Source organism: Bradyrhizobium sp. CCBAU 53421 (genome assembly GCF_015291625.1).
Classification (GTDB): domain Bacteria; phylum Pseudomonadota; class Alphaproteobacteria; order Rhizobiales; family Xanthobacteraceae; genus Bradyrhizobium.
The window spans coordinates 1,546,868-1,561,358 of record NZ_CP030047.1 but is presented as its reverse complement, the minus strand read 5'-3'; the positions used below and the strand labels follow the sequence as shown (position 1 = coordinate 1,561,358).

The window sequence follows — 14,491 nt, the reverse complement described above, 5'->3', positions numbered from 1 at the left end:
AGCTACTCTCCACCACGCAACTGCCGCAGCCCGCTGGTCCCCAAGGGCCGGCGTGGTTACGGAACTCCACTTTTTTCGCTAAGGTTTATCGAGAGTTTTAAGTTAAAGGGCTGTTAAGCCCGGTTACCGGCCCGCTCATCAATCTTAACAATGTGTTACCTGCCCGCCCCGGCGGCCGCGCTGGGCCGGTAAGCTCCTGCAATCGGGGTTGTTTTCCAGCGCCGCCAACGCTGGCGACCGGTCGCCCGAGCGCTTAATTTACGGCCCATGGTTCACGATTCTCCCGACCGTCCGACGCCGGCCCCCAAGGCCGATTCCGAGGCTGATTCCAAGGCGGCCTCCAAGCCACGGCGCGGTTCAAAGTCCGACCTGCCGCAAGACGACCTGACGCTCGACACGAGCGACGTCGATCCCGAAAGCTCCGCCGCCGAGGAGGACGACGAGGCACGTCTGCCCGAGGCTCCGGAGGAGACCGCCGAGGCGGTTGCCGAGGGAACGCTCTCGATCGGGCATGAGGCGATCGAGAACGCGGTCCGCCTCGCCCCGACCTCGCCGGGCGTCTACCGCATGCTCAACGCCACGAACGACGTGCTCTATGTCGGCAAGGCGAAGAACGTCAAAAAGCGGCTGTCGTCCTATGCGCGGGCCAACGCACCGCTGCCGGCGCGCATCCTGCGCATGATCGCAGCGACCACGCATGTCGAGATCGTCTCGACCATGACCGAGACCGAGGCGCTGCTGCTCGAAGCCAATCTGATCAAGCAGCTCCGCCCGCGCTTCAACGTGCAGCTGCGCGACGACAAGTCGTTCCCCTATATCCTGATATCAGGCGACCATTGGGCGCCGCAGATCCTCAAGCATCGCGGGGCGCAGTCGCGGCCGGGCCGCTATTTCGGCCCGTTCGCCAACGCCGGCGCGGTCAACCGCACCATCACGGCGCTGCAGCGCGCGTTCCTGATCCGCTCCTGCACCGACGGCTTCTTCGAAAGCCGCACCCGGCCCTGCCTGCTCTATCAGATCAAGCGCTGTGCCGGCCCCTGCACGCGCGAGATCGATTTCCCCGGCTATAGCGAGCTGGTGCGCGAGGCGACCGAATTCCTGTCCGGCCGCAGCCACGCGGTAAAGGAGTTGCTCGCGGCCGAGATGGAGAAGGCCTCCGGCGAGCTCGAATTCGAGACCGCGGCACTGTACCGCGACCGCCTTGCGGCGCTGTCGGCGATCCAGTCGCAGCAGGGCATCAACCCGCGCACGGTCGAAGAGGCCGACGTGTTCGCGATCCACCAGGAAGGCGGCTATTCTTGCGTCGAGGTGTTCTTCTTCCGCACCGGCCAGAACTGGGGCAATCGCGCCTACTTCCCGCGCGCGGAGAAGACCTTCACGCCCGAGGAGGTGCTGTCCTCGTTCCTCGCGCAATTCTACGACGACAAGCCGCCGCCGAAACTGATCCTGCTGTCGCACGAGATCGAGGAGAGCGCGTTGCTCGCCGACGCGCTGTCGGTGAAGGCCGGATCCAAGGTCGAGGTCTCCGTGCCCAAGCGGGGCGAGAAGAAGGAGCTGATCGGCCACGCGCTCACCAACGCGCGCGAGGCGCTCGGCCGCAAGCTCGCCGACACCGCGACGCAAAGCCGGCTGCTGGAGGGCATGGTCACGACGCTCGGCCTTCCCCACACGCCGAAGCGCATCGAGGTCTACGACAACAGCCACATCCAGGGCACCAACGCGGTCGGCGCGATGATCGTGGCGGGACCAGACGGGTTCATGAAGAACCAGTACCGCAAGTTCAACATCAAGTCCGAAGGGCTGACGCCCGGCGACGATTACGGCATGATGCGCGAGGTGCTGGAGCGCCGCTTCAAGCGGCTGCTGAAGCCGCCGGAGGGCGAGACTGCCAAGGACACTGCAAAGGCGAAGGACAACGACAAGGCGGACGACGAATCGTTCCCGCAATGGCCCGACCTCGTCATCATCGACGGCGGCCGCGGCCAGCTCAACGCGGTCCGGGAGATTTTCACCAATCTCGGACTGACCCAGGTCTCGCTGATGGCGGTGGCCAAGGGGCCGGAGCGCGACGCCGGGCGCGAAACCCTGTTCATGCCGGACCGCGAGGCCATCAAGCTGGAGCCGCGCGACCCGGTGCTCTATTTCATCCAGCGGCTGCGCGACGAGGCGCACCGCTTCGTGATCGGCTCGCACCGCAAGCTGCGCAAAAAGGACATCCGCGAGGCCGGCCTGCAGGAGATCCCGGGCATCGGCCCGTCGCGCAAACGTGCCTTGCTGCACCACTTCGGAACGCTCAAGGAGATCGAGCGGGCCTCGATCGCCGACCTCGGCAAGGTTCCCGGCGTCAGCGCCGAGAGCGCCCGCAAGATTTTCGAGTTTTTCCACGCCCAGCCGGGTTAAACCAAAGGCGAGTCATCAGGGCGTCGCCTGCGACAGGGCATCTAGGGCATGATGCGGAAAAATGGGAAGCAACGTTCCGAAAAGAGCATGCATAAACAAGGGGCTAAGGCGCCATGACGATTCAGCGTAATCTCGCCGCGCTTTGGCGCCCGCACGGTTGACCTTCTCGCTTCAGCGGTATTGGTAGAACGGATGAACATCGCGACGACCCGGGGACAGACCAAGACCTTGTCCCTCCCGAATATCCTGACCTACGCCCGGATCGCCGCGATCCCGGTGGTGATCGGCTGCGTCTACTGGCAGTCGATCCTGGACGGCCCGCTGTGGCTGCGCTGGGTGGCGCTGGCCGTGTTCATCGCGGCAGGGATCACCGACTATCTCGACGGCTATTACGCCCGGATGTGGGACCAGCAGTCCGCCTTCGGCCGGATGCTCGATCCGATCGCCGACAAGCTTTTGGTCGCCTCCAGCCTGCTGATGCTGGCCGCCGACAACTCGATCCATGGCTGGACGCTGTGGGCCGCGATCGTGATCCTGTGCCGCGAGATCCTGGTCTCGGGCCTGCGCGAATATCTCGCGGGGCTCAGGGTCAGCGTGCCCGTCACCAAGCTCGCAAAATGGAAGACCACGATCCAGCTGGTGGCGATCGGCTTCCTGATCGCTGGCGAGGCGGGTGAGCAGGTGTTTCCGGCGACCACTTTGATCGGCATCGTGCTGCTCTGGATGTCGGCGATCTTCACGATCTACACCGGCTGGGATTACTTCCGGGCCGGCATCCATCACCTCATCAAGGAGGATGAGGGATGAAGCTGAAATATTTCGCCTGGGTGCGTGAGCGCATCGGCAAGGCCGAAGAGATCGTCGAGCCGCCGGCCGAGGTGCGCACCGTCGGCGAGCTGATCGGCTGGCTTGCCGCGCGCGACGACGGCTACGCCCACGCCTTCGAGAAGCCGACCGTGATCCGCGCCGCGATCGACCACGCCCATGTCAAGCAGGATGCGGCAATCATCGGCGCCCGCGAGATCGCGTTCTTTCCGCCGATGACCGGCGGCTAAATCTATCCATGACCGTTGCAGCGACCATCCGTATCCAGCAAGCCGACTTCGACGTCGCGCAGGAGATCGCGGCCTTAAGCAAGGGCCGCACCGATGTCGGCGCCGTGGTCAGCTTCAGCGGCATCTGCCGCGGCAGCGAACAGGGTGAGCCGATTGCCGCGCTGACGCTCGAACATTACCCTGGCATGGCGGAAGCCGAGATCGGACGCCACGCCGACGAGGCGCTGGCGCGCTGGCCGTTACAGGGGCTCACCATCATCCATCGCTTTGGCCGCATCGCGCCGGGCGAGAACATCGTGCTGGTCGTGACCGCCTCGGCGCACCGGCAGGCCGCGTTCGAGGCAGCCGAGTTCCTGATGGACTATCTCAAGACCAACGCTCCGTTCTGGAAGCGTGAGGAGAGCGCGCGCGGCACGAGCTGGATCGAGGCGCGCGACCATGACGACGCGGCCGCCGCGCGCTGGACCAAATCCTGATGGCCAAGCGCAGCAAAGTGCCGGCCAGGCGCAGCCCTGCCGCGCCGAAAGCGCCCAAGGTCGGCGCCGGCGAGCTCCACACCCTGTTCGATTTCCTGCGCTACGCGGTCAGCCGCTTCAACGCGGCGAAGCTGGTGTTCGCGCACGGCACCACCGATCCGGTGGCCGAGGCCGCGTTCCTGATCTCAGAGACGCTGCATCTGCATCCCGACCAGTTCGAGAATTTCGCGACCGCGCGGGTCACCGTGGCCGAGGGCAAGCAGATCCTCGACCTAATCGAGCGGCGGATCGCAACGCGAAAGCCGGCCGCCTATCTCGTCAACAAGGTCTATATGCGCGGCCTCCCGTTCTATGTCGACGAGCGCACCATCGTGCCACGCTCCTTCATCGGCGAATTGCTGGATTCGCATTTCGGCGGCGACGAGGACGGCACCTCGCTGATCGGCGATCCCGCCGAGGTCGAAAGCGTGCTCGACCTCTGCACCGGATCCGGCTGCCTTGCGATCCTGGCCGCACGGCATTTCGCCAATGCCGCGGTCGACGCAGTGGATATTTCAAAGGATGCGCTCGAGGTCGCCGCGCGCAACGTCGCCGATCACGGCCTCGACGACCGCCTAACGCTCCATCGCGGCGACCTGTTCAAGCCGCTCGGCAACCGGCACTACGATCTGATCATCTCGAACCCGCCCTATGTCGATGCTAGAGGCATGGCCGCGCTGCCGCGCGAGTGCCGCGCCGAGCCAAAGATCGCGTTCGACGGCGGCGCCGACGGGCTCGATATCGTCCGCCGCCTGCTCGATGAGGCGAGGCAGCATCTGACCCCGCATGGCGGGCTGCTCTGCGAGATCGGCCGCGGCCGCGACAATCTCGAGGCCGCCTATCCCAACCTGCCGCTGCTCTGGCTCGACACCGAGGACTCCGAGGGCGAGGTGTTCTGGATCGCCGCCGCCGACCTCTGACCGGCGCACCCGCGGCCGGCTCCGGGCGATGACGGAGCCCGGCGAAAGCCAGCCTGGGTGAAGCGAAAATCGTGTGCAGTTCCAGCCGGTTCCGAAGATCGCAGGCCCGTCGAATCAACAATGGTGCTAAGCTAGCGCTCCGGGGACGTTCGGAGAGAGGGCGCGGGCGCGCGACATGATTCGCATTTCGACGATCTTCATCGCCATCTGCATGGTGCTGGTCGCAGCCTCGCTCGGCTTCGTGCTGTATTCGGTGGCTGGCATCAGCGGATCGGAATCGGCGATCGTGGCGCTCACCGCCCTCACCTGCCTGATCCTCTACAACGCCGTCTCGATGCGGCTCCGCGACCGCAGCGATGTCGGCGGCCAGATCGCGGATCTGTCGCGCGGCACCGCCGACCTCGCCCGCCAGGTCGCCGAATTCGGCCGCCGGCTGGCCGCGGTCGAAGGCCGCGTCGCCTCGGCGAACTCCACCGGCGCCGACCGGATCCAGGGCATGGCCGGCGAGATCAACGAACTCGGCGGGCTGGTGCGGCAGCTTGCGGCATCCGTCGCTCATCATGAGGACCTGCTGGCGGCAGCTCCGGTGGCGCAGCCGGTCGCCTCGCCGCGCGACGATCTGCTGCAACCGGCCGCGCCGGCACCGACCGCCGTGTTTGCGCCCACGCCGCCACCTGCGCCGCCATCACCGATCTCGCGCAGCCAGACCCAGCTCATCGGCGCGATCAGGCACGCCATCGACGAGAACCGCCTCGACATCTACCTGCAGCCGATGGTGACGCTGCCGCAGCGCAAGGTGCGCTACTACGAGGCGGTGACGCGGCTGCGCGACGAGCGCGACCAGGTGCTTGCCGCCGAAGATTTCATCGAGGCGGCCGAGGTCGGCGGCCTGATCGGCCGCATCGACCACATGGTGATGCTTCGCTGCGTCCAGGTGCTGCGCCGCCTGATGATCCGCAGCAAGGATGTCGGCGTGTTCTGCAACGTCTCGGCGGCGACGCTGTCCAGCCCGCAGCACTTCACCCAGTGTCTCGACTTCCTCGAGGCCAACCGCGCGCTGGCGCCCTCCTTCGTGCTCGAGTTCAAGCAGGCGACCTTCCGCAATCTCGGCCCGGTCGAAAGCGAGAATCTGGCGGCGCTGTCGCAGCGCGGCTACCGGTTCTCGATCGACCACGTCACCGATCTCCGCCTCGAGCCGCGCGAGCTCGCCGATCGCGGCGTCCGCTTCATCAAGGTGCCGGCCGCGCTGCTGCTCGACGCGAGGCAGAGCGCGACGTCAGATATCGATCCCTCCGATCTGTCCGACCTGCTCGGCCGCTACGGCATCGACCTGATCGCCGAACGGATCGAGGGCGAGCGCTCGGTGGTCGACCTGCTCGACTACGACGTCCGGTTCGGCCAGGGCTTCCTGTTCGCGCCGCCGCGGCCGTTGCGGCCGGAAGGGGCATCTGCTACCGCCGATACTCCGCAGACCAAGCCCCAGGACTTCAATGGCGCCAGCACTTCCGCACCCGTCTCCAGCCCCGCAGCACCGCCACGCGCAACCGGCAACGCCGCGCTGGCGCGCCGGGCGCTCGGGCCGAATTAACCCGCGGTTCGCATCATGACATCGCTGCGTTTCGTCGAGCGGCTGCGCGACCTCACCGGCGACGTCGACGTCGTGCTGTCGGACATCTGGGGCGTGGTGCACAACGGGCTCGAATCCTTTCCCGAGGCCTGCGAGGCGCTGCACACGTTCCGCCAGCAGGGCGGCACCGTCATCCTGATCACCAACGCGCCGCGGCCGGCCGATTCCGTGCAGCGCCAGCTGCGCAAGCTCGGCGTCGCCGACGAGACCTATGACGCGATCGTCTCCTCGGGCGACCTGACGCGCCATTTCGTGGCAGATCATCCCGGTCAGAAGATCTTCTGGATCGGTCCGGAGCGCGACAGCTCGATCCATCGCGGCCTCGACGCCACCTTGGTGCCGCTGGAGCAGGCCGACTACATCATCTGCACCGGCCTGTTCGACGACGAGACCGAATCCGCCGAGGATTATCGCGACACGCTGCTCAAGGCGCTCGAACGCAAGCTGACGCTGGTCTGCGCCAATCCTGATATCGTGGTCGAGCGCGGCGACCGGCTGATCTACTGCGCCGGCGCGGTTGCCGAGCTCTATCGCGAGCTCGGTGGCGAGGCGGTGTTCTACGGCAAGCCGCACCGGCCGATCTACGAGCGCGCGATGGCGCTGGCCGCCGAGCGCCGCGGGCGTCCGACCGAACTCAGCCGCGTGCTCGCGATCGGCGATTCCGTGCGCACCGATCTCACCGGCGCCCACGGCTTCGGCATCGATCTTTTGTTCGTCACCCGCGGCATCCATTCCGAGCAGTTCGAGGGCATCGAGCAGCTCGATGCGGCCTCGATCAAGGAATTGTTCGGCCATCCGCCGCGCGCGCTGATGCGTGAGCTGAAGTGGTAGGGACCCACTGCGCCCGCAAGCGGCCCGTCGCAGGGGCGCGCCGCCAAAATATCGAAAACAACCCCATGCACAGTAGCCGGGGGCGGCTGATGGTCGACCGGGCGACTTGACACGTCGGGCAACTCAGGAATATTTTTCCAAAATTCCGAAATCGCGCAATCGCATCATGCTTTAGTCCCGTCATCCTGAGGAGCGCGCTCTTGCGCGCGTCTCGAAGGATGCACGGCCACCAGCCGGGCCGTCGACCCTTCGAGACGCCGCTTCGCGGCTCCTCAGGGTGACGCGACGCTGGTCATTCGCTGACGCGCTATGAGATGAGGATGAATCGTGATGCGATGAACGGCGCTTACGCCGTCGCCATGTCCGGGAAGACCGCCTCGATCTTGGTCTTCAGCGTCGCCGCATTGAACGGCTTGACGATGTAGTTGTTCACGCCGGCCTTCTTGGCCGCGATCACGTTCTCGGTCTTGGATTCCGCCGTGATCATGATGAAGGGCGTGGTCGCAAGATTGGGGTCGGCGCGGACTTCCTTGAGCAAATCGTAGCCGGTCATCGGCTCCATGTTCCAGTCGGAAATCACCAGGCCATACTTCTTGCCGCGCATCTTGTTGAGCGCCGCAGAGCCGTCGGAGGCGTCGTCGATATTCTCGAATCCAAGCTGCTTGAGAAGATTCCGGATGATGCGGATCATGGTGCTGTAATCATCAACCACCAGAACCGGCATGGACAAATCAACCGCCATCTTTCCCCCCAAAACACCTGACGCAACTTGGCTTCTGCACGAACGCAGCTTTCCGCCAACGACTAACAGCAGCCGTTAAACAGCGCGTTAACCGGCTGAATCCGGATTGTTACGGATTTGACGCGATTTTCGCTAAGCTTGACTTCCACGCCGCCGCCGCGTCACGGTCCGGCCCGCAACAATCATGCTTAAGAATCCTTGAAGAATCCCTGACATGAGCACCGGCTTTACCGTTATCCGCGACAACACCCCCGAAAGCACCATTCCGAAGGGCGCCGTAGTCGCGATGGGAAATTTCGACGGCGTCCATCTTGGTCACCGCGCCGTGATCGGCGCGGCGCTGGCGATGGGCAAGACGCGCGGCGTGCCCGCGCTCGCCGTGACCTTCGAACCGCATCCGCGCAGTTTCTTCAGCCCGAACACCCCGCAATTCCGCCTCACGGACGAGACCAACAAGCTGCGGCTGCTCGCGGCCACCGGCCTCGCCGGCGCCGTCGTCATGACCTTCGACAAGGCGCGCGCCGGCACCACGGCGCAGGATTTCATTCACCATGACCTGATCGGCCGGCTCGGCATCAGCGGGATCGCGGTCGGCTACGACTTCCATTTCGGCAAGGGTCGGGTCGGCTCGCCGAGCCTGCTCGTCAGCGAGGCGCCGCGACTCGGCATCGAGGTCGATGTCCAGGCCCATGTCGACATCGAGGAGCGTCCGGTCTCCTCCAGCGCCATCCGCATGGCGCTCGCCGAAGGCCAGGTCGACGAAGCCACCACGATGCTGGGCGGACCATGGTTCGTCACCGGCAAGGTGATCCATGGCGAGAAGCGCGGCCGCGACCTCGGTTACCCCACCGCCAACATCCGCCTCGACAAGCATTGCGGCTTGAAGCACGGCATCTATGCGGTGCGGGTCGGCAAGGCTCAGGGCAACGACAAGGTGCGGTTCGATGGCGTCGCCAGCTTCGGCCGCCGCCCGACCTTCGACAACGGCGCGCCGCTGCTCGAAGTATTCCTGTTCGACTTCAAGGGCGATCTCTACGATGCGGTCCTCGATGTCGCATTCATCGGTTTCATTCGCGAAGAGCTGAAATTCGACACCATCGAGGCGTTGATACGCCAGATGGATGACGACAGCGCCAAGGCGCGCGCGCACCTTGCCGCAGCGCCGGACGCGTTCCCGCGGCTCGGAGTGATTGGTTGAAGACAGAGAAAGAGAAAATGCTGGCGGGCGAGCTCTATCGCCCGGATGCGGAGCTCGCCGCCGACCACACCGCGGCGGAACATTGGATGGCGCGCTACAATTCGTCAGGCGCCTCGTCCGCGGCCGAGCTGCACGCACAGCTCTCCGCACGCTTCCGCAAGGTCGGCAAGGACGCCGTGATCCGCCCGCCGTTCTTCTGCGATTACGGCAGCAATATCAGCCTCGGCGACGGCGTGTTCCTCAACTTCAATTGCGTGATCCTCGACGTCGTCGAGGTCACAATCGGGGATCGCACCCAGATCGGGCCCGCGGTGCAGATCTATACCGCCGACCACCCACGCGATGCCGAAACCCGGCGCGCCGGGCTGGAATTCGGCCGCCCGATCCGGATCGGTAGCGACGTCTGGATTGGCGGCGGTGCCATCATCCTGCCCGGGGTCACGGTCGGCGACGGCGCCCTGGTCGGGGCCGGCAGCGTGGTGACGCGGGACGTCGCTCCGGGCACGATCGTGGCGGGAAATCCGGCCCGGCGGCGGCCGGTTTAGGGGCCCTGGCTTGGACGGATTTAAGGTGGCGGGGGCTTTGCGATTTCCCCGCTTGGCTGCTATGGAAACCCCATGTTTTCGCGGCGCATCATACGGATTAGCGGCCCGGCTTCCGCCTGAGCCTGAAGGCTCGGCGCAAGACCGGGACTTTCGCCGTTTTCACCCGCGATTGATCGCGTATCCGCGCCCGCACCTGCCAAATCAGAGCCTTCATGTCCGACAAGCCGCAAAAGACCGACGCTAACGACTATTCCAAGACCCTTTACCTGCCGCAGACGGAATTCCCGATGCGCGCCGGCTTGCCCCAGCGCGAGCCGGAAATCCTGAAATACTGGAACGACATCGGCCTCTACGACAGGCTTCGCCGGGCAGCCGAGCGCCGCGCCAAATTCGTGCTGCATGACGGGCCGCCCTACGCCAACGGCAACATCCATATCGGCCATGCGCTGAACAAGATCCTCAAGGACGTCGTGACCAAGAGCCAGCAGATGCTCGGCTTCGACTCCAACTACGTGCCGGGCTGGGACTGCCACGGCCTGCCGATCGAATGGAAGATCGAGGAGGAGAACTACCGCTCCAAGGGCAAGCCGAAGCCCGACTTCCGCGACTCCGCCGCGATGGTCGCGTTCCGCAGGGAATGCCGCGCCTATGCGACGCACTGGATCAACGTACAGCGCGAGGAGTTCAAGCGGCTCGGCATCATCGGCGACTGGGACCATCCCTACCAGACGATGAGCTATCCGGCCGAAGCGCAGATCGCCCGCGAGCTGATGAAGTTCGCCGCCAACGGCACGCTGTATCGCGGCTCCAAGCCGGTGATGTGGAGCGTGGTGGAGAAGACCGCGCTGGCCGAAGCCGAGGTCGAATACGAGGACTACACTTCCGACATGGTGTGGGTGAAATTTCCGGTCACCTCGCCGGCGCATGGCGCGCTGGCCAATGCCTCGGTCGTGATCTGGACCACCACGCCGTGGACGCTGCCCGGCAACCGCGCGATCTCGTTCTCGCCGAAGATCGCCTACGGCCTCTACAAGGTGACCGATGCGCCCGCCGACAATTGGGCGAAGACCGGCGATCTCCTGATCCTGGCCGATGCGCTCGCCGCGGAGGTGTTCAAGCAGGCGCGCGTCACCTCCTATGAGAAGGTCCGCGATATTCCCGGCGACACGCTGGACGCGGTGGAATGCGCCCATCCGCTGCGCGGCTTTGGCGGCGGCTACGAATTCACCGTGCCGCTGCTCGCCGGCGAACATGTCACCGACGACACCGGCACCGGCTTCGTGCACACCGCACCGAGCCACGGCCGCGAGGACTTCGACGTCTGGACGGCCAACACCCGCGAGCTCGATGCGCGCGGCATCCCGACTGCGATCCCCTACACCGTCGACGAGAACGGCGCCTACACCGCGCAGGCGCCGGGCTTCACCGGCAAGCGCGTGCTCAACGACAAGGGCGAGAAGGGCGACGCCAACGAAGCTGTCATCAAGGCTCTGATCGAGGCCGGCAAGCTGCTGGCACGCGGCCGCCTCAAGCACCAGTATCCGCATTCCTGGCGCTCCAAGAAGCCGGTGATCTTCCGCAACACGCCGCAATGGTTCATCGCGATGGACAAGGACATCGCGGAGAACGGCCACGCCAAGAAGGGCGACACGCTGCGCGCCCGCGCGCTGCAGGCGATCTCGGTCACCCAATGGGTGCCGCCGGCCGGCGAGAACCGCATCAACGGCATGATCGCCAACCGGCCGGACTGGGTGATCTCGCGCCAGCGCGCCTGGGGCGTGCCGATCGCGGTTTTCGTGCGCGAGAACAGCGACGGCTCGGCCGAGATCCTGCAGGACGAGGTCGTCAACCAGCGCATCACCGAGGCGTTCATGGAGGAAGGCGCCGACGCCTGGTACATGGATGGCGCCCGCGAGCGCTTCCTCGGGAGCCGCGCATCGGAAAACTGGAAGAAGGTCGACGACATCTGCGACGTCTGGTTCGATTCCGGCTCGACCCATGCCTTCGTGCTGGAAGACCGCCAGAACTTCCCGCAGCTCGGCAACATCGTCCGCAAGGTCGATGGCGGCAATGACACCGTGATGTATCTCGAAGGAAGCGACCAGCATCGCGGCTGGTTCCACTCGTCGCTGCTGGAGAGCGCCGGCACGCGCGGGCGCGCGCCGTATGACATCGTGCTCACCCACGGCTTCACGCTCGACGAGAACGGCCGCAAGATGTCGAAGTCGCTCGGCAACACGGTCGAGCCGCAGAAGGTGATCAAGGATTCGGGTGCGGATATCCTGCGCCTGTGGGTCTGCGCCACCGATTACGCCGACGACCAGCGCATCGGGCCGGAGATCCTGAAGAATACCATCGAGACCTATCGCAAGCTGCGCAACTCGATCCGCTGGATGCTCGGCACGCTGCATCACTTCAAGCCGAGCGAGAAGGTCGCCTTCGCCGAGATGCCCGAGCTCGAGCGGCTGATGCTGCACGAACTGGCCGGCCACACCGAGACCATCCGCGCGGCCTACGCCGCGTTCGACTACAAGACCGTGGTCGCAACGCTCGCCGCCTTCATGAACTCCGAGCTGTCGGCGTTCTACTTCGACATCCGCAAGGACACGCTGTATTGCGACCCGCCATCCTCGGTGGCACGCAAGGCGGCGCTGACCACGATCGACCTGCTCTGCGACGCGATCCTGAAATGGCTGGCGCCGATCCTGAGCTTCACCACCGACGAAGCCTGGCGGATGTACCGGCCGCACGCCGAGCCCTCGGTGCATCTGACGCTGTTCCCCGAAGGTCTCGAGCAATTCCGCGACGATGCCCTCGCCGCAAAGTGGGAGACGATCCGCAACGTCCGCCGCGTCGTCACCGGCGCGCTCGAGCTCGAGCGCGCGGCCAAGCGGATCGGCTCGTCGCTCGAGGCGTCGCCGGTGATCTACATCGCCGACCGCGAGACGATGGCAACGCTGTTCGACATCGATCTCGCCGAGGTCTGCATCACCTCGAACTACGAGGTGCGCGAGGGCGAGGCCCCGGCCACGGCGTTCCGCCTGGATGCCGTGCCCGGCGTCGCCGTGATGGTCGAGAAGGCCGTCGGCATCAAATGCGCGCGCTCGTGGAAGATCCTCCCGACGGTCGGCGCGGATCCCGAATATCCCGACGTCTCGCCGCGCGACGCGCAAGCGCTGCGCGAATGGAAGGCGCTGGGGGTCACGGCTTGAGCCCTCCCGTTCGCGCCGGCGTGCTGGCGGCGGTCGTCACCCTGATCGCCGACCAGGCCTCCAAGCTCTGGCTGCTCTATGTCTTCGGCATCGCCCATCGCGGCGCGGTCGAGGTGACGCCGTTTTTCGACCTGGTGCTGGCCTGGAATCCCGGCATCAGCTTCGGCTGGTTTCAGAGCGAGACCCCATCGGCCCAGATCCTGCTGATGGTGATCAAGGCCGCCGCCGTGATCGCGCTGGCGATCTGGATGGCGCGGTCGCGGACCTGGCTCGCGACGGTGTCGCTCGGCCTGATCATCGGCGGAGCCATCGGGAACGGCATCGACCGCTTCGCCTATGGCGCGGTGGTCGATTTTGCCCTGTTTCATGTCGAGATCGGGGGAAAAACCTTCAATTGGTACGTATTCAACCTTGCCGATGTGGCGATCGTTGCTGGTGTGGCGGCCCTATTGTATGATTCCATCATGGGGACCCCCGCCGTAAAAGCGCCCTGATCCCGGCCGATACGAGCCGGTCGGCGGCCGACCTGCACCCAGCGGAACTGAGCGCTAAGCCAGTGATCGCTTTGGCGAATTTTGAAATGGGGATAGCGCGATGCGCAGCACCAAAGCCCGCTTTTACCTGATCGAGACGTCCTCCCTGCCGCTGATGCGCGGCCTGCGCCTGGCGTTCGTTGCGGCCGGGATCGGCCTCGTGATGGCAGCGGGCCCGGTTCGCGCCGGCGACGATGAAGATGACGGCGATGACGGCCTGACCTTCGAAGAGCGGATCATCGACAATCTGATGACCGGGCTCGGCGCCAAGAGTGCCGCCAGCAAGGGCATCGATTATCGCGAGCGCTCGCCGCTGGTGGTGCCGCCGAAGCTCGACCTGCCGCCGCCCGCCTCGGCCGCCCAGGTCAACGCGCCGAACTGGCCGAAGGACCCTGATATCGCGGCACGCAAGGCTGCGATCGCCGCGCGCAAGAAGGAAGTCAAGAAAGAGCCGTGGGAGTCGGCGGTGGCGTTGACGCCGGCCGAGATCGAGGCGGGCCGCAAGCAGCAGACTGCCACCGAGGGACGCAAGGAGCCGCTTGAGCCGGGTTCGAACACCAATCCGTCGCTGATGCCGAGCCAGCTCGGTTACACCGGCGGCCTGCTCGGCATGTTCAAGGGAAACAGCAGCGAGTCCAAGCCGTTCAAGGGTGAGCCGACCCGAGACTCGCTGACCGAGCCGCCGCCAGGTTACCAGACCCCGTCCTCGGGCTTTGCCTACGGCACCGGACCGATGGCGCCGAAGGTGAACGAGGGCCAGTACGACGTCATGACCGGAAAACCGATTCAGTGACGCCTGGTCTGCTTCTGGTCTGCCTGGGGCCGGCATGAGCAAAGCTTAATGCGGGGGGACGTCCGTCTCTCCGCTTCGTGACGACTGGCACGGACTGCACCGTGTACGATGGCGTCTTTC

13 protein-coding genes are annotated in these 14,491 nt (G+C 65.5%); 12 read left to right on the top strand and 1 reads right to left on the bottom strand.

From position 1 onward, the window contains the following. The first annotated feature begins 267 nt into the window (after positions 1 to 267). From uvrC to XH92_RS07280, 7 genes are all read left to right on the top strand, one after another. The gene (gene uvrC / locus XH92_RS07310; RefSeq protein WP_194458637.1) at positions 268 to 2,400 is read left to right on the top strand and encodes an excinuclease ABC subunit UvrC; all 2,133 of its coding nucleotides are present in this window, start codon (positions 268 to 270) and stop codon (positions 2,398 to 2,400) included. Between the two features lie 192 nt (positions 2,401 to 2,592). Continuing rightward, positions 2,593 to 3,207, top strand: a complete 615-nt coding sequence (pgsA, locus tag XH92_RS07305) for a CDP-diacylglycerol--glycerol-3-phosphate 3-phosphatidyltransferase (protein ID WP_194458636.1) — start codon at positions 2,593 to 2,595, stop codon at positions 3,205 to 3,207. After that, the gene (gene moaD / locus XH92_RS07300) at positions 3,204 to 3,455 is read left to right on the top strand and encodes a molybdopterin converting factor subunit 1 (RefSeq protein WP_194458635.1); all 252 of its coding nucleotides are present in this window, start codon (positions 3,204 to 3,206) and stop codon (positions 3,453 to 3,455) included. The genes pgsA and moaD overlap by 4 nt, the downstream gene beginning before the upstream one ends. An 8-nt stretch (positions 3,456 to 3,463) precedes the next feature. Continuing rightward, a complete protein-coding gene (locus XH92_RS07295) occupies positions 3,464 to 3,931 on the top strand; it encodes a molybdenum cofactor biosynthesis protein MoaE (protein WP_194458634.1) in 468 nt (155 codons plus the stop codon). Further along, positions 3,931 to 4,890, top strand: a complete 960-nt coding sequence (prmB, locus tag XH92_RS07290; RefSeq protein ID WP_194458633.1) for a 50S ribosomal protein L3 N(5)-glutamine methyltransferase — start codon at positions 3,931 to 3,933, stop codon at positions 4,888 to 4,890. The genes XH92_RS07295 and prmB overlap by 1 nt, the downstream gene beginning before the upstream one ends. A 175-nt stretch (positions 4,891 to 5,065) precedes the next feature. Further along, positions 5,066 to 6,478 carry an EAL domain-containing protein gene (locus tag XH92_RS07285; protein WP_194458632.1) on the top strand — a complete coding sequence of 471 codons (1,413 nt, stop codon included), beginning with the start codon at positions 5,066 to 5,068 and terminating at the stop codon, positions 6,476 to 6,478. Positions 6,479 to 6,493: 15 nt separating this feature from the next. After that, a complete protein-coding gene (locus XH92_RS07280; RefSeq protein WP_194458631.1) occupies positions 6,494 to 7,348 on the top strand; it encodes a TIGR01459 family HAD-type hydrolase in 855 nt (284 codons plus the stop codon). 346 nt (positions 7,349 to 7,694) lie between these two features. On the opposite strand, the gene XH92_RS07275 is transcribed toward XH92_RS07280, so the two are convergent. Continuing rightward, positions 7,695 to 8,090, bottom strand: coding sequence for a response regulator (locus tag XH92_RS07275; RefSeq protein WP_016844467.1), 396 nt, complete (start codon positions 8,088 to 8,090; stop codon positions 7,695 to 7,697). Positions 8,091 to 8,304: 214 nt separating this feature from the next. Here XH92_RS07275 and XH92_RS07270 point away from each other — a divergent pair, with 214 nt between their 5' ends. The 5 genes from XH92_RS07270 to XH92_RS07250 all read left to right on the top strand — a co-directional run bounded on the left by XH92_RS07270 (position 8,305) and on the right by XH92_RS07250 (position 14,371). Further along, positions 8,305 to 9,288, top strand: a complete 984-nt coding sequence (locus XH92_RS07270) for a bifunctional riboflavin kinase/FAD synthetase (protein ID WP_194458630.1) — start codon at positions 8,305 to 8,307, stop codon at positions 9,286 to 9,288. Positions 9,289 to 9,305: 17 nt separating this feature from the next. Then, entirely contained in the window at positions 9,306 to 9,833 is a 528-nt protein-coding gene (locus XH92_RS07265) for a sugar O-acetyltransferase (protein WP_210345575.1), read from the top strand. Positions 9,834 to 10,045: 212 nt separating this feature from the next. Then, positions 10,046 to 13,045, top strand: a complete 3,000-nt coding sequence (ileS, locus tag XH92_RS07260) for an isoleucine--tRNA ligase (protein WP_194458628.1) — start codon at positions 10,046 to 10,048, stop codon at positions 13,043 to 13,045. Then, positions 13,018 to 13,539 (top strand): signal peptidase II, encoded by a 522-nt coding sequence (gene lspA / locus XH92_RS07255; protein WP_194458627.1) that lies wholly within the window; start codon positions 13,018 to 13,020, stop codon positions 13,537 to 13,539. Before ileS ends, lspA begins: the two co-directional genes overlap by 28 nt. Before the next feature lie 100 nt (positions 13,540 to 13,639). Next, positions 13,640 to 14,371 (top strand): hypothetical protein, encoded by a 732-nt coding sequence (locus tag XH92_RS07250; RefSeq protein ID WP_194458626.1) that lies wholly within the window; start codon positions 13,640 to 13,642, stop codon positions 14,369 to 14,371. Positions 14,372 to 14,491 lie beyond the last annotated feature (120 nt).